Origin of the sequence: Brucella anthropi, from assembly GCF_046630315.1 — a bacterium.
GTDB classification, from domain to species: Bacteria; Pseudomonadota; Alphaproteobacteria; order Rhizobiales; family Rhizobiaceae; genus Brucella; species Brucella anthropi_A.
The window spans coordinates 148,849-164,115 of sequence record NZ_LQBD01000038.1; the positions used below are offsets into that span (position 1 = coordinate 148,849).

The window sequence follows — 15,267 nt, forward strand, 5'->3', positions numbered from 1 at the left end:
TACGAAGGCTGCCGACAGGCGGCCTTTCGTGTTTTGGACGCAGATTCTCGAAACCCAGCTAAAGCAGCTTGAACGGCAGGCCCGAAACAAGCGCCTTGATATAGCGTTTCTTCTGAAAATAGCCGTTGAGCGAAATTCGCGGGATCGCTGCCACCTGCATATTGCTTGTCTGCTGCAAGACACCCGGTTGCGTCGTCACACCCGCATCGAAGCCTGCTTCGGAAACGGCTTTGACTTCACGCTCGCCGACCGCCGTCTTCCATCCATAGGGATAGGCAAAGGATCGTGGCGTGCAGCCTGTGTAAAGTTCCACCCGAGCGCGCGAGTGAGAGATTTCCATTGCCAGTCTTTTATCATCGACACGACGCAAATTGACATGCGTGACCGTGTGCGCTCCAAAATGCACAAGCGGATCGCGCGCGAGGCTGCGCAACGCCGATGTGCTCATCACCGATTCATCGACAAGAGCAATTGCATCGATCCCGACCGTCTTCGCTGCCGCATCAATGCGGGCAACCGCCTCATCCTCGTCGAAACACTGCATGAACTGGACAAGCCGGGCGAAGGCCGCGGATTTTTGTGCCGGGTTTGCCGAACGGACATCGACCACGCCTTTGCCGAAGTCGAACGGGAAGCTGTCGGCTTCCGTCACAAGAGCGGCAATGGTTCGCCACCACATGGATCGGCTGCGTTCCACAAAGCCGGTCGTGATGAAGATCGTGTAGGGAATATTGTACCGGGCAAAGACGGGAGCCGCGAATTCCGCATTGTTCCGGTAGCCGTCATCCAGTGTGAAGGCGACATATTTGCGGTTGTCATCCGGCTCGCCGAGAAGCTTCGGCAAATCATGCAGGTGCACCGGAACAAGCCCTGCCTCCAAGGCCGTTTCTATCGCCATTTCGAGCGTTTGCGGCGTAATCGAAAGAATGGCGTTCGGGTCCATCCGGTCCGCTGCATCTTCCGGCTTGACGTGATGCATCGTGAAGACAACGCCACGCCCACCGGCAGAAGGGAACAGCGCCGACGCGCCGGAAAAGGCGATGGCCTCCAGCCCCGCCCGGATCAGCGGATATTTCAAACTCCCCTTTATCGACCGCAGCGACATCGTCCTGAATATATTTCCCCGATTGCCTGGCCGCGCGAAAGACAGAACGCCAGTCTTGAACCCCATCCGCCTATAGCAACTTCGTCAGCCCAGGTGAATTGCTTTCGCGCCGCCATATTCCAAGCAAAAAGGCCGCACGCAAAGCGCACGGCCTTTTGATATTCCGCTCTTCAGATTCAACACATCAGAGTGAAGTCGAACTCTTCCACCAGTCAGTGCCGCCATCATGCGCATATTGGTCGATTTCGGCCAATTCCTCGGTGCTGAAGTCCAGTCCCCTCAAGGCGCCAAGAGAGTTTTCGAGCTGCGCCACAGAGCTTGCCCCAATCAGTGAAGAGGTGACACGCGGATCGCGAAGTGTCCAGGCAATCGCCATCTGGGCCAAAGTCTGTCCGCGGCGTTCCGCAATCGCGTTCAGCGCCCGGATGCGGCCCAGCAGTTCCTCGTTCTGTGCGCTTGCCTTCAAGGACCCGCCCTGATTCGCCCGCGCGCCTTCCGGAATGCCGTTCAGATAGCGCGATGTCAGCAAACCCTGCGCCAGCGGCGAGAAGACGATGCAGCCGGTGCCCAGCCCCTCCAGCGTATCGAGAAGCCCGTTCTCGATCCAGCGATTGAACATATTGTAATTGGGCTGATGGATGAAAAGCGGCACGCGCTCTTCCTTCAGGATCGCCGCCGCCTTTTGTGTAAGTTCCGGCGAATAGCTGGAAATGCCGACATAAAGCGCCTTGCCCTGTCGATGCAGATGCGCAAGTGCACCCATCGTTTCTTCCAGCGGCGTCGTGGCATCGACACGGTGCGAATAGAAAATGTCGACATAATCAAGCCCCATACGCTTCAGCGACTGGTCGAGACTGGCGATCAGATATTTGCGGCTGCCACCGATGCCGCCATAGGGCCCCGGCCACATATCCCAACCGGCTTTCGAGGAGATAATCATCTCGTCGCGATAGGGCCGAAAATCACTGGCCATGATGCGGCCGAAGTTTTCTTCGGCAGATCCCGGAGGCGGGCCATAATTATTCGCCAGATCGAAGTGGGTGACACCCAGATCGAAGGCGCGACGCAGGATGGCGCGACCATTTTCAAAGACATCCCTGCCGCCGAAATTGTGCCACAGGCCCAGCGAGACGGCGGGCAGATCAATGCCGCTGCGGCCAGTCCGGCGATAGATCATATTCGTCTGATAGCGATCTGCCGCGGCAGAATAATGCATGACGCTTCTCCATGAATGAAACGGTTTGACCATGCATGGAAGGCGGCGCCAAACCCACGCATGTCAGGCTTGGCGCATATTTGGACCCGCCGGTCGCGTAAGGCAACAAGAAGAGATTGATTTGAAATCAACGAAAGGATGAGCATCTTTCAACAATTGGTGGATCAAAATGCTCCCGTTTCTTCCGCGACGACCAATTTCGTCAAACCCTGCTCTTCACGGATAAGATCGATCAGCCGCCGCAGGCCGGCAGGAACCTGCCGCCGGCTGGGATAATACATGGTCAGGGGCGGTCCCTCCGAAGCCCAATCCGGCAGCACTGCTTCAAGTGCGCCCGCATCGATATATTTCTGCACCAGCGGCTCCAGACAATAGGCAAAGCCAATGCCGCCAAGGGCAGCTTCTATGGCTTGCTCGGTCTCATTGGCGCAGATCGGGCCCCTTACGTCCACGCGCCGCAGCGATGCGCCGTTTCCCAGTTCCCAAGCATAGCGGGAATTGTCGCCAAGCCTCGTCTCTATGCATGGCAAACGGAGCAGATCGTCCGGCGTTTCGGGACGCCCAAGCCTGGCAATCAATGCCGGAGCGCCAACCACGATCCATTGCAGAGGGCCGGTCAGCGCAACACCAATCATATCCTGCGGCACCCGGTCGCCATAACGAATCCCCGCATCGAACCCTTCGGCGACAATATCCACCATCTGGTCATCAATGGTGATGTCGAGATGCATGTCAGGATAGGTCTGCGTGTAGCGCGGCAAAATGGGAGCGATGATGAGGCGCGCGGCGTCGCGCAGCGCATTGAGCCTTATGCGCCCGGAGGGAAAATCCCGCTGGCTGGTCAGCGCTTCGAGGGCTTCCGCAATCGTCCGCAATCCAGCCTCGAGCTGACCCGCCAGCGCTGCGCCGGCTTCGGTCGGCGTGAGGGAACGGCTGGTGCGGTTAAGCAGCCGAACGCCCAGATCTGCCTCCAGCTTGCGCATGCGATGGCTGAGTGCGGAGGTGGTGACCCCAAGCTCGTTCGCAGCCTGTTTCATGCTCTGCCGACGTACGATCGTCACGAATATGTTGAGATCAGCCAATACGGAGCGATCGAGATTCACCATTCTGCATCCTTCGATAACCACACCGTTTGATAGCGCATGCTCTGTCGGTTGTCGCTGGGGGCAGTCAGATTGTCGTGTACCGGCCTGGACCTCGATCGAGAACCGCGCAGTTCCCAAAGTCCGGGATCAAATGAGCAGGTCCTGAGCCTACCCAATCCATTTTTTCTGCCGGAACTCGCCGGGAGGCAGGCCGAACTGCGCCTTGAAGGCGCGAGAGAACTGGGCCTGATCGTTGAAACCCCAACTATAGGCGATTTCGGCGGCGGTCTGGATATTATCAGGGTCCTCCAGCGCCTCCCGGCATGCCGCGAGGCGCTGCTCCCGTATCCAGTGGCGAACCGTCTGGCCGGTATCCTTGAACAGTTCATGCAGGTAGCGGGTGGAAATCCCGCACGCCCGCGCAATGCGATCCGGGTCGAGCCGAAAATCTTGCAGATTGGTGCGTATATAGGCTTCGATGCGGGCGAGATGAGCGCTGCGCACCGTCGAATTGCCTGAAGTCAGCACACGGTCATCGGCCTTGATAGCCAGGACGAGCAGATCGACCAATTGCCGGCCGACGGTGATGCGCGCCTCCTGCGTCATGCCGTCGAAGCGATCGGGCAGAAGCTGCAACATATCGGTAAAGAGACCGCCTGCGCCGTTGTTCGCCCCGAATTGAAGCGTGCAGAAACGGTCAGGCGCGCGCATACGGCCGCCGAGCGCGTCCCCCTCGACCTTCAGCACCCACATATCCGCCGCCTCGGCATGGCTGAAATGATAAGGCTCGCTGCTGCGCTCCAGGAAAAAGCCGCCCGGTCGGCATCGGACGTCCCGGCCACACTGCGAAAAATATACCTCCGCCTTTACGGGAACGGTGACGAGAAACTCTTCTTCCCGCGAGCTGCCGAAATGATGGGGCAGGCGCAGATATTGCAGCGCGTCGCTGGTCAGCCGGGAAATTGAGACGTTTCCGAATTCCCACGTCGTCAGGTCACCGGAAAAACGGTCGGCCTCGCGAAAATGAAGGTCCAGCGGAAAATAGGCCGAAGCGATGGCATCGTGCCAGTGACGGCTGCGATCGGGTGCGCGAGTCGCGCTTGTGGTGATGCTCGTCTTCATGCGGCTTCCCCTTTTTGGATAAAAGGGTACACACATGATTATTTGCTATGCAACAAAAATGACATGCTGTGCATTCCCGCGCAATTTATTGTTCCTTCCCTGCAAAGACCGCCGCGAAAAATTCTGCCTAGATTGATGTCAGCTTCAACGGTGCGACAGATACCGGCGGCCAGGGAACAGAACAGACTTTCAACACGACGACAGAACGGTTTCCGGGTTGCCGGTTCTCGCCCTCAACCAGCGGGAACACGATGCTACATTCCCAGACTTCCAAAGTCGATCCGATCACGCTCTCGGTCGTGCGCGGAATGCTTGAGACAACCCAGCGCGAAATGACGCTTGCCCTGGAGAAAACCGCACGATCGTCGGTCTTCAACCTGGCGCATGATTATTCAACCGCGCTCTTCAATGCGCGGCCCGAGATGATCCTTCAGGGGCAGGATATTCCGATCCATCTGGGCTCCCTCATTCCGGCCATGAAGGCAGTAGCAGCCTTCTTCGGTGACGATATCCATGAGGGCGACCTGTTCCTTCACAACGATCCCGCCTTTGGCGGCAGCCATGCCATCGATACCTGCATGTATAAGCCCGTCTTCTACAAGGGCGAACTGGTGTACTGGACCGTCTGCAAGGGCCATCTGACCGATATCGGCGGGCCGGTTCCGGCGGGCTATAACCCCAATGCGACCGAGATCTACGCCGAATGCCTGCGCATTCCGCCCGTCAAGATCTGGGATCGCGGCAAGCCGCGCCACGATGTTCTCAACATGATCCTCACCAATATGCGTGCGCGTCGCGATCAGGAGGGCGATTTCCGCGCGCTGATCGGCGCCTGTCAGGTGGGCGAGCGCAACCTGATCGCCATGCTGGACAAATACGGCAAGGCTGAGGTGGACGCCTGTGTGGATACGCTGCTCGACATGGCTGAAAGGCATATGCGCACGCTGATCGCCACCGTGCCGGACGGTACCTATGAAGGTTCGGCCATCCTGGAAGATGCCGGGCACGGTTTCGGAGATTTTGAAATCAAGGCCAAGGTGACGATCACGGGCGACAGCTGCCATATCGCCATCGATAGCCCACCGCAGGTGCCTTATTTCATCAATTCCTATGAGGGAAATTCCCATTCGGGCGTTTATCTTGGGCTGATGATGTTTGCCGCGCTGCCGCCGCCCTACAATGAGGGGCTCTATCGCTGCGTCAGTGTCGATTTCGGCCCGAAGGGTACGCTCTGCAATGCGCAGGAGCCAGCCCCGCACATGAACTGCACAACCACGCCCATGGAAACGCTTACCGATGCCGTCCGCCTCGCATTCGAGAAGGCGATGCCGTCGAAGGTCGCGGCCTCCTGGGGACATGCCAACGGTCTCAACATTGCCGGCCGCGATGCCCGCACCAATGAGGAGTTCGTGACCATGGTTCTCGCCACCATCATTTCCGGCGGCGGGGCGACCCCGAAGCAGGACGGCTGGCACGCAGTCGGCCCGGAATGCTGTTTCGGCGCGCTGACATCGGGCGATGTCGAGCTGCTGGAATATTCCTATCCCATCGTCATTCATCGCTATTCGCTGATGACGGATTCAGGCGGCGCGGGCAAATTCCGCGGCGGTTCGGGCACGGCCTGGGAGGTCGAGCCCCTCAATGGCGACATGATGTGTATCGGCTTCGGTGAAGGACGCCGCATTCCTGCCATGGGCGCTGCGGGCGCAAAATCGACGATGGTGGACACCAAGGTCGGTCGTGTCGAGCTTCGCCGCGACGGCAATGTCGAGGTGGCCCGCAAGAATATCATCGAAACCATCAAGCCGGGCCAGACGATCACCAACCTCAATCCCGGCGGCGGCGGCTATGGCAATCCTTTCGAGCGGCCGGTCGAAAAGGTTGTCTGGGACGTGCGCAACGGCCTTGTTTCCATCGAAGGCGCTCGCCTCGACTATGGCGTGGTGATCGCCAATGCCCGGACACTCGAAGTCGATACGGCTGCGACTGCACGCCTGAGAGCGGTTCCGGTTTAAACGGAATCGTCGGAACCGCTCTATCTATTTGTTTTTGCCGCATTTCCGAACGCAAAACCGTTTCACACCTTTGCTGGAAATGCTCTTGAGCCACTGCGTAAGGAAGACCAGACATGACCATGCACTCCTATCGCCTCGGCATCGACGCTGGCGGCACCTTTACCGATTTTGTCATCGCAGACCGCGAAACAGGCGAGGTCAAGCTGTTCAAGGCCCTCTCCACGCCTTCTGACCCCACAAAGGCAATCGAGAACGGCCTTGGGCTCATCTCCGCAGAACTCGGCAAACCGATAGAGGACATCATTGCCAGCTGCGACCTGTGCATCAATGGCACGACGGTCGGCCTCAATGCGCTCATCACCCATCGCGGCGGCAAGACCGGGCTGATCTGCACGGCGGGCCATGAGGATTCCATCGAAATCCGCAACGGCCACAAGGAAGACGGCTTCCGCTACGATCCCGAATATCCCGCGGCAACGATGCTTGTCCCGCGCTATCTGCGGCGCGGTGTGCGCGAGCGCATCCTGTCGGACGGCACCATACGCACCCCCCTTCACGAAGAGGATGTGCGTGAAGCCTGCCGGCTGTTCCTGGAGGAAGGTGTCGAGACTGTCGCCATATCCTTCGTCTGGTCAGTGCTCGATCAGAGCCATGAACGGCGGGCGGCCGAGATCGTGCGTGAAATGATGCCGGATGCCATCCTGACGGTCGGCAGCGAGCTCTACCCGCAGGTGCGTGAATATACGCGCACCTCCACCGCCGCGACCAATGCCTATCTCGCGCCGGTCATGCGCCGTTATGTTACCGCGGTCGATGCCTATTTCCGCAAACTCGGCGCGAAACAGCCGGTGCGCTATTTCCAGTCGAACGGCGGGCTGGCCGTGGGGCAGGTCATGACCGACCGCTCGGTCTATGCCATCAATTCCGGCCCAGCCTCCGCGCCGCAGGCCGGGCTTTATGCGGGCGCCCCCTTCGAGCAGAAAAATGTCATCACGGTCGATATGGGCGGAACCTCCTTCGATATCACGCTCACCCGTAACGGCCAGACCAATCTCAACAAGAACATCGACTTCCTGCGCTATCGCATCGGCGTGCCGATGATCCAGGTGGAGACGCTGGGGGCGGGCGGCGGCTCGATCGGCTGGATCGACCCACTCGGTCTTTTGCAGGTCGGCCCGCAATCGGCGGGCTCCGAGCCCGGTCCGGCCTGTTATGGCCGTGGCGGCGTGGAACCCACCACCTCCGATGCCAATCTCGTGCTCGGCTACCTCAATCCGCAAGGGCTTTTGGGCGGCAAGCTGCCGCTTGACCTTGAAAAGGCACGTGCGGCCGTGGCGCGGGTGGCCGAACCGCTCGGCATTTCCGTGGAACAAGCAGCCTATGGCATGTTCGCCATCGTCAATAACAGCATGGTCAACGGCATCCGGCGCGTTTCGGTCGAACGCGGTTATGATCCGCGTGATTTCGTGCTGGTCGGCGCGGGCGGCGCAACGGCGGCGCATATCACGGCGCTGGCGCGGGAAATGGGGATCGACACGATCATCCTGCCGAAACTCGCCTCCGGCCTTTGCGCCTTCGGCCAGATCATCTCGGACGTCAAATACAACTATATGGCGCCAGCCCCCGTCCGTCTCGACAATGCGGCCGCCTATGAGCGGATCGACAGCCTGTTCAAGGAGATCGAGGCGAAGGGCGTGGCGCATCTGGAGGCAGATGGCTTTGCGCCGGAAGGCATCGACATCAAGCGTTCGATCGACATGCGCTATGTCGGCCAGGTGCACGAATGCACGGTTGATATCGGTACTTTCCCGATCGATGAGACAACGATTGAAAAGGTGAAGGACGCATTCCACGCGCGCCATGAGGAACTTTATACCTATGCCGAGCGGCACAGCGCCGTTGAAGTCGTCAATCTGGAATCGACCATCTATGGCCGTATAGAGAAAGTCCGTCCGCCGAAACTTGCCGAAAACGGCCAGGAAAAGGATGCGCTGAAAGGCCATCGCGATGCGATCTTCGATCAATCGGGAAAACCTGTTTCCACCCCGATCTATGACGGCGGGAAGCTTGGCGCCGGATCAAGGATAGAAGGCCCGGCCATCATCGAGGAGGTGACGACAACCATCGTCATCGAACCCGGCTGGACAAGCGTTCTGCATGAAAGCGGCAGCTATCTGCTGACAAGACAAAACTGACGGCGCACCCCGCCGTCAGTGCGGGGCGGCTGTTTCGAACCTGGGAGGAGTTTGACAATGGCAGGCACATTATCGGCCAGCGAGGCTGAGACTTCCGACTTTTCCAACATGGCAGTACCGCCCCATGCGCGAATGCCGAAAGCGGCCCTGACCATGGCATGGTGGGCGGTGTGCAGCGCTGTCTTCTACATCGTCGTGGGGGCAGCGATGGCGCTCAATTTCGGTACGCGCAACGCCATCATCGGCATGGTGCTGTCGGTCGTCGTTTACGGCCTTGTCAACGCGGTGCTGAGCCGGTTTGCCATTCGCACCGGGCTTTCAGTCGCGCTTTTCTCCCGCGTCCTGTTCGGCAATGTGGGAGCGGGGCTCGCAACGCTCATCTTCTGCGCCACGGCAATCTATTATGCGGTTTTCGAAGGCTCGGTCATCGCCGTCGGCATCACCACCATCGTGCCTGCCATTTCCTATCCGGTCGCTGGCCTGATTGTGGTGCTTTATAGCGTACCGCTGATTTTCGGCAGCATCCAGACTTGGCTCGACAAGTTCAACGGTGTGCTTTTGCCCTTCTACATTCTGGGCCTGATCGTTGCCGTGGCGCTTGCCATCGGTGAATATGGCTACAGCGACAAATGGCTGAACCTCGGGCCGGAGGCCGGTGCGCTGGCTGGCGGATGGTGGTCCTGCTTCGTCTATTATATGGGCGTCTGGGTGCTGATGATGTTCACCTTCGACTATGCCCGCTTCGGTCGCGAAGAGGATGCGGGCTACCATGCCTGGTTCAATTTCGGAATGCCCTTCTACGCGATGGCTTTCATCGTCAGCGGCCTTTTCGGAATGTTCATGATCGGCACGGTGCCGGATCTGGGCGCACTTTCCGAAGTCAGCGTGTTGCTGGCGCTGCTGAAGCTGATGGGCATATGGGGACTGCTGTTCGTCTGGGTCACGCAGACCCGCATCAACACGGCCAATTATTACCTCGCCGCCGTCAATCTGGAGGCCCTGGTGCAACTCTTCGGACGCTTGCCGTTCGGCCGGTTCGGCTGGGCGATAGCGGTGGGTGCGATTGTCTATATGCTGATGCTCGCGGATGTCTTCGCCTATCTGCTGACCGCCCTTGCCTATCAGGGCATCTTCGTGGTCGCCTGGGTGGCGGTCGCCATGGCGCATATCCTCATCGACCGTTACAGCGCGCTGGTCGGCGGCACCATCGAATACCGCTCCAGCCATGTCCCCGCCTTCAACCCGCTCGGCATCAGCGCCTGGTTCGTCGCGGCGGCGCTGGGTATTGCCCTGCACATCTGGGGCGGGGCTTATGCAGAGCTTTCCGCGCCCGCCACGGCGGTGACAGCCTTTGTCATCTACGCACTGGGCCTGAACCAGGCGCGCCGCTCCTGGTTTCTGGCGGCGGGCTGATCCCCGAACAAACTCTTCAGGCAAGGATAGTTTTCATGAACACGTTCCCGAATTTCGACGATACGCTCGAAGCCAAGGATATCGAATTTCATTTCCACGGCTATACCAATGCGAAAAAGCATCTGGAAGTCGGGCCGATGATTATCGAAAACGGCGAAGGCATCTATGTCTTCGACAATGAGGGCAACCGCTATATCGAAGGGCTGTCCGGCCTGTGGAGCGTCGGCGTGGGCTTCAAGGAGCAGCGGCTGGTGGATGCGGTTAACCGGCAGATGCTGAAGCTGCCCTTCTATCACAATTTCGGGCACAAGAGCCACGGCCCCGCCATCGAGTTTGCCGAGCAGCTCATCGCGCTTGCTCCGGTTCCGATGAGCAAGGTTTTCTATACAAACTCAGGCTCTGAGGCCAACGACACCGCGCTCAAGATGATCTGGTACCGCTCCAACGCCATGGGCAAGCCGGAAAAGAAGAAGGTCATCGCCCGGCAGCGCGGTTATCATGGCGTGACGATCGCAGCCGCGAGCCTCACCGGCCTTCCGAATAATCATCGTTCTTTCGACCTTCCCATCGACCGCGTTCTGCACACGTCTTCGCCCCATTACTGGAAGGATGGGCGCCCCGGTGAAACGGAAGAAGACTTCGCGACACGATGCGCCGAGGACCTCGATGCGCTGATCCGGCGTGAAGGGCCGGAAACCATCGCGGCATTCTTTGCGGAACCGGTCATGGGCGCGGGAGGCGTCGTGACCCCGCCCAGAACCTATTTCGCGAAAATCCAGGCTGTCCTTGCGAAATACGACATTCTGTTCGTCGCCGATGAGGTGATCTGCGGGTTTGGCCGAACGGGGAACATGTTCGGTTCGCACACTTACGATATCCGCCCCGACATCATGGTCATGTCGAAGCAGATTACGTCGAGCTATATTCCGTTCTCGGCGCTGATGGTCAATGCGCGCGTCTTCGATCCCATCGCGGATGAAAGCAACCGGATAGGCACGTTCGGCCATGGGTTTACAGCGGGCGGCCATCCGCTCGGCGCTGCCGTTGCGCTGGAAAACCTCGCCATCATCCGGGAACGCAATCTGGTGGAAAACGCCCGCGATATCGGCGCGCACTTCCTCGGACGGCTGGAAGGTCTGAAATCGAGCCCGCTGGTGGGAGAAGTGCGCGGCGTGGGGCTGATATCGGCGGTGGAACTGGTGAATGACAAGGCCGGAAAGTCCGTCGATATGCCGGGCACCCTCGGGGGCCTGATGAATGCGGCGATGCAGCGCAATGGCCTCATTTCACGCAACATGACCGATGCCGTTGCCTTCTGCCCGCCCTTGATCATCACGCGCAACCAGGCGGACGAGATGTTCGAAATCATCGCCAAATCGCTGCGTGAAGTCGAAACGGCTGTCGGCGCAACATAACCAAGCCGAGCTTATTGGGCTGTACGAAACCGTTCGCGCAGGCACGCTTGTTGCGTTTTTCTGTTGTACCTTTATCCGGCCCCCAATCCACGGCGCCGCCTGCGCCTTGCACCACGTGTCATGGAGTGGCATTGCATCACGAGGGGCCGGATCAGGGATCAATAAGTCGCCCGCCCGCCGGAAATATCGTAGACGGCTCCTGTCGAGAAGGACACCTTGTCCGACACGAGCCACGCGGTCAGTTCTGCGACCTCGCACACCTTTCCCATCCGTCCCATCGGGATTTTGGACAGGGATCGCGCTCGGTTTTCTTCCGACATGTCCGACACGATATCGGTGCCGATGAGGCCGGGGGCGATTGCGTTTACAATGACACCTGAATGGGCCAGCTCCTTGCCCAGGGATTTGGTCAGGGCAATGACACCGCCCTTGCTGGCGGAATAGGCGCCCTGGTTCTGATTGCCTTCCTTGCCTGCAATGCTCGCAAAGTTGACGATGCGTCCCCATCCTCTTTCCGACATGATCCGGGCAGCAGCCCGGCACATGAAAAACGTGCCGGTCAGATTCACCGATATGGTTCTGGCCCAATCGGCATCCGTGGTTTCTGCCACGGATGCGCTTGGCCCGGCAATACCGGCGCTGTTGACCACAATATCGATGTCGCGATGCGTGGCGAAAAAAGTTTCAACCGCATGGCTGTCGCTGACGTCGAGACGAACCGGCGCATTGCCATTTATATCGGCGCGGATGACTTTTATGCCATCGGCTTCAAGGCGGTTGGCAACCGCTTCGCCTATTCCCTTGGCAGCACCGGTCACAACCGCTGTTCTCATCACAGATTTCCTGTCATCTTTCCGATTTTCCAGTAGATGCCGCCACCGGTCATTCCACCGTCGACCGGAATATCGGCTGCGGTTATAAAGGAAGCATCGGGCCCGAGAAGAAAGGTTGCCACGCTGGCGATTTCTTCCGGAGCGGCACCGCGCGAGAGAAGGGTCGCCTGCCGGTTCCCCTCGTGAAAAAGCTTTGCTTTTTCCGCGTCGTGGACCGCATTGGCCTTATGGATCATCGGCGTTTCCACCAGGCCCGGACAAATGCTGTTGACCCGGATATTGCGATCGGCAAGTTCTTGCGCGGCCGAGCGCGTGAGGCCTCTCAATGCCCATTTGCTGGCGGTATAAGCCGCGCTGAAATAGCCCGTGAGCCCCGCCGTGGATGAAATATTGACGATCGCCCCGCCCGATTGCATCAAGGGAGCGATATAGTGAATGCCGAAAAACGCACCGTCGAGATTGATCGACAGGACGCGCCGCCATTCCTCCGGCGTGGTCTGGCCCACCGTCTTGCGCAAGGTGATACCGGCATTGTTGATGAGACCATGGACCCGGACATTTTCGGCCGAGAGGCTTTCGGCAAGTTTTTCCCACGCAAACTCGTCAGCGACATCGAGCTGCTGGATTCTAAGCCTGCCCGGATCGCTTTTCGCGTGATCCTGAAGCGAGGCCCAGCGCGGATCTTTGGCGTCGACCACATCGAGCGCGAAGACGGTGGCGCCGAGATCGAACAATGCACGCACTTCGGCGGCACCCTGGCCCTGCGCGGCACCCGTCACGATAACGGTTTTGTCATTCCAGAAATTAGCCATGGATAATTCCTCCATCGATAACGAGTGTATGGCCGGTCATGAAAGAAGACATCGGGCTGGCGAGATAGAGCGCACCCATGGCGATTTCCTCGGGTTCGCCCAACCGGCCCAATGGGGTTTTCGCGAGGTATTCGGACCGCAGGTCCGGGTTGTCGTGCATCCAGCCGCTCATTCGGGTGTTGATATAGCCGGGCGCTATCGCATTTACCCTTATCCCGAGAGGGCCGAGTTCCACCGCAAGGCATTTCGTGGCGTGATGGACCCCGGCTTTTGCCGATGCGTAATCGATACAGTTCGGCCGCGCCTTCAATCCCGCATAGCTGGAGAGATTGATGATCGCGCCGCCGCCGGTCCGGGCCATGGATTGTGCCGCCGCCTGGCTGCCGAAGACCACCGAACGCAGATTGACGTCCTGCGCCTTGTTCCAGTCAGCCTCCTCAAGTTCAAGCAGCGACGACCGCGACAGGCTTCCGGCATTGTTGATCCAGATATCCAGCCCGCCATAATTCGCGCTCACATCCGACGCGAAGGATCTCAGTGCCGCAACGTCACTGACGTCGAGCCTGTGAACATCTGAATGGGCGTCGGTATCGATTTGCCGGTCTGTTGCCACCACCGTGGCGCCATGATCGCGCAACGTGGCGACAATTGCTTTACCGATACCGCCATTTGCGCCGGTGACGACTGCTATCTTGCCGGTGAGATCAATGGGACTATTCATGCGCTGACACTGCCTTGTTGCCCGAATAGGAAGTTGAAGAGGCGTTGCTGTCTGGGAGGCCGATATCGGCCAGATCCTCGCCCGCGGTTTCGCGGATGATAAATCCGGCGAACACTGCAAGAGCGCCAAGCACCATGACATAGACAACGTAGATGTGTTCCAGCCCCGCGCCTGAGAGATAGGTGTTGAGATAGGGCGCGGTTCCACCGAAGAGCGCAACCGAAAGGGAAGACACAAATCCCACGCCCTGCGCCCTGGCCTGCGTCGGAACCTGCTCGGACAGAACAGCCGGGAAAATAGCCGCAAGCAGCGACCAGGCGCCCAAGCCCAGAATTTGAGCCAGAAACAGTGTATAGGGCTCCGTCGTAACCATGGCGGAAATCGGGTAGGTTAGAAGTATGACGCACACACCCCACACGACAACCATCGGCCGGCGTCCAACCCGATCAGAAAGCCAGCCGCATACCGGCAACCAGAGCAGGCAGAGAACCTGCGCGATAAGGCTCGCGATATAGGCTCCCGATGCATCCATGCCGCGTGCAATGGCGGTCGACGGGGCGAATGTAACCCAGGTATAATAGGTGACATTGGACGCAGCCGCGATCATGATGATGTTGCGCGCAATGCGGATGATTTCACCGCGCGACAGCTTGCGCTGTGGCTGCGTTGCATCTTGCTCCACCTTGAAGACATGCGACTCTTCAGCGTTGCGACGCAGAAACAGTGCATAGATACCCAGCAGCCCGCCAATCGCGAAGCCGATGCGCCAGCCATAGGTATTCATCGCTTCCGTGCCCAGGAACGAGGTCAGCGCCGCAGCCACAGCGGTTGCCGCGATCACGCCGATCGTAACACTCACAAAGACTGAGCTCGACCACAGGCCCCGCCATTTTTTCGGCGCGATTTCGGCAACATAAGTGTAGGAAACGCCGGTCTCCCCTCCATGCGCCAGTCCCTGCAACAGGCGGAAGAACAACAGAAGGGCCGAGGCCAGGATGCCGATTTGCTGGTAGTTCGGGATGAGCGCCATGCCCAAGCTGCTGAGCGCCAGAAGAACCATGGTAAGAACCATTATGTTCTTGCGCCCGAACCTGTCGCCCAGGCGGCCAAAGACCAGACCGCCCACCGGTCGTGCGACGAAACCAACCGCGAAGACGGCAAGGGTGGACAGCAAGGCAGAGCGGGGGTCGGCCTTGTCAAAGAGATTGCGCGCCAGATAGACAGAGAATGTGCCGTATAAGGTCCAGTCGAACCATTCCAGCGCATTGCCGACTGCCGCCGCGCGCAAGGATTTCAGCCGCCCCTGATAGGGCGCCAGCGAAATAGCCATGAATA

Annotated in this window: 12 protein-coding genes; 4 read left to right on the forward strand and 8 right to left on the reverse strand. The window is 59.1% G+C overall.

The features are described from left to right. Positions 1-58: 58 nt before the first annotated feature. The 4 genes from AVM02_RS18395 to AVM02_RS18410 form a co-directional block, all read right to left on the reverse strand. Positions 59-1,078 carry a polysaccharide deacetylase family protein gene (locus AVM02_RS18395; protein WP_411508350.1) on the reverse strand — a complete coding sequence of 340 codons (1,020 nt, stop codon included), beginning with the start codon at positions 1,076-1,078 and terminating at the stop codon, positions 59-61. A gap of 211 nt (positions 1,079-1,289) precedes the next feature. Next, on the reverse strand, positions 1,290-2,321 hold the full coding sequence (gene mgrA / locus AVM02_RS18400; RefSeq protein WP_411508351.1) for an L-glyceraldehyde 3-phosphate reductase: 1,032 nt from the start codon (positions 2,319-2,321) through the stop codon (positions 1,290-1,292). A gap of 164 nt (positions 2,322-2,485) precedes the next feature. Beyond that, positions 2,486-3,427: a LysR family transcriptional regulator gene (locus AVM02_RS18405; protein WP_411508352.1), complete on the reverse strand. Its 942-nt coding sequence runs from the start codon at positions 3,425-3,427 to the stop codon at positions 2,486-2,488. A 147-nt stretch (positions 3,428-3,574) separates the two neighbouring features. Next, positions 3,575-4,528: a helix-turn-helix domain-containing protein gene (locus AVM02_RS18410; protein ID WP_411508353.1), complete on the reverse strand. Its 954-nt coding sequence runs from the start codon at positions 4,526-4,528 to the stop codon at positions 3,575-3,577. Positions 4,529-4,779: 251 nt separating this feature from the next. Here AVM02_RS18410 and AVM02_RS18415 point away from each other — a divergent pair, with 251 nt between their 5' ends. The 4 genes from AVM02_RS18415 (at position 4,780) to AVM02_RS18430 (ending at position 11,566) form a co-directional block, all read left to right on the forward strand. Beyond that, on the forward strand, positions 4,780-6,543 hold the full coding sequence (locus AVM02_RS18415; RefSeq protein WP_411508354.1) for a hydantoinase B/oxoprolinase family protein: 1,764 nt from the start codon (positions 4,780-4,782) through the stop codon (positions 6,541-6,543). Between the two features lie 113 nt (positions 6,544-6,656). Further along, positions 6,657-8,738 carry a hydantoinase/oxoprolinase family protein gene (locus AVM02_RS18420; protein ID WP_006187728.1) on the forward strand — a complete coding sequence of 694 codons (2,082 nt, stop codon included), beginning with the start codon at positions 6,657-6,659 and terminating at the stop codon, positions 8,736-8,738. Positions 8,739-8,795: 57 nt separating this feature from the next. Then, a complete protein-coding gene (locus AVM02_RS18425) occupies positions 8,796-10,151 on the forward strand; it encodes a purine-cytosine permease family protein (RefSeq protein ID WP_411508355.1) in 1,356 nt (451 codons plus the stop codon). Between the two features lie 35 nt (positions 10,152-10,186). Beyond that, positions 10,187-11,566 carry an aspartate aminotransferase family protein gene (locus AVM02_RS18430; protein WP_411508356.1) on the forward strand — a complete coding sequence of 460 codons (1,380 nt, stop codon included), beginning with the start codon at positions 10,187-10,189 and terminating at the stop codon, positions 11,564-11,566. A gap of 158 nt (positions 11,567-11,724) precedes the next feature. On the opposite strand, the gene AVM02_RS18435 is transcribed toward AVM02_RS18430, so the two are convergent. The 4 genes from AVM02_RS18435 to AVM02_RS18450 are packed head-to-tail and all read right to left on the reverse strand — an operon-like array spanning position 11,725 to position 15,262. Beyond that, positions 11,725-12,399 carry an SDR family oxidoreductase gene (locus tag AVM02_RS18435; protein WP_411508357.1) on the reverse strand — a complete coding sequence of 225 codons (675 nt, stop codon included), beginning with the start codon at positions 12,397-12,399 and terminating at the stop codon, positions 11,725-11,727. Beyond that, on the reverse strand, positions 12,399-13,211 hold the full coding sequence (locus AVM02_RS18440; protein WP_411508358.1) for an SDR family NAD(P)-dependent oxidoreductase: 813 nt from the start codon (positions 13,209-13,211) through the stop codon (positions 12,399-12,401). Before AVM02_RS18440 ends, AVM02_RS18435 begins: the two co-directional genes overlap by 1 nt. Further along, complete coding sequence (locus AVM02_RS18445; RefSeq protein WP_411508359.1) at positions 13,204-13,932, reverse strand: SDR family NAD(P)-dependent oxidoreductase; 729 nt, start codon at positions 13,930-13,932, stop codon at positions 13,204-13,206. Before AVM02_RS18445 ends, AVM02_RS18440 begins: the two co-directional genes overlap by 8 nt. Further along, the gene (locus AVM02_RS18450; protein WP_411508360.1) at positions 13,925-15,262 is read right to left on the reverse strand and encodes an MFS transporter; all 1,338 of its coding nucleotides are present in this window, start codon (positions 15,260-15,262) and stop codon (positions 13,925-13,927) included. Before AVM02_RS18450 ends, AVM02_RS18445 begins: the two co-directional genes overlap by 8 nt. Between the last annotated feature and the right edge of the window lie 5 nt (positions 15,263-15,267).

Bases quoted from the DNA above. Each gene is read 5' to 3' on its own strand.
- mgrA (WP_411508351.1), bottom strand. From the start codon at position 2,321: ATGCATTATTCTGCCGCGGCAGATCGCTATCAGACGAATATGATCTAT.
- AVM02_RS18405 (WP_411508352.1), bottom strand. From the start codon at position 3,427: ATGGTGAATCTCGATCGCTCCGTATTGGCTGATCTCAACATATTCGTG.
- AVM02_RS18410 (WP_411508353.1), bottom strand. From the start codon at position 4,528: ATGAAGACGAGCATCACCACAAGCGCGACTCGCGCACCCGATCGCAGC.
- AVM02_RS18415 (WP_411508354.1), top strand. From the start codon at position 4,780: ATGCTACATTCCCAGACTTCCAAAGTCGATCCGATCACGCTCTCGGTC.
- AVM02_RS18420 (WP_006187728.1), top strand. From the start codon at position 6,657: ATGACCATGCACTCCTATCGCCTCGGCATCGACGCTGGCGGCACCTTT.
- AVM02_RS18425 (WP_411508355.1), top strand. From the start codon at position 8,796: ATGGCAGGCACATTATCGGCCAGCGAGGCTGAGACTTCCGACTTTTCC.
- AVM02_RS18430 (WP_411508356.1), top strand. From the start codon at position 10,187: ATGAACACGTTCCCGAATTTCGACGATACGCTCGAAGCCAAGGATATC.
- AVM02_RS18435 (WP_411508357.1), bottom strand. From the start codon at position 12,399: ATGAGAACAGCGGTTGTGACCGGTGCTGCCAAGGGAATAGGCGAAGCG.
- AVM02_RS18440 (WP_411508358.1), bottom strand. From the start codon at position 13,211: ATGGCTAATTTCTGGAATGACAAAACCGTTATCGTGACGGGTGCCGCG.
- AVM02_RS18445 (WP_411508359.1), bottom strand. From the start codon at position 13,932: ATGAATAGTCCCATTGATCTCACCGGCAAGATAGCAGTCGTCACCGGC.
- AVM02_RS18450 (WP_411508360.1), bottom strand. From the start codon at position 15,262: ATGGCTATTTCGCTGGCGCCCTATCAGGGGCGGCTGAAATCCTTGCGC.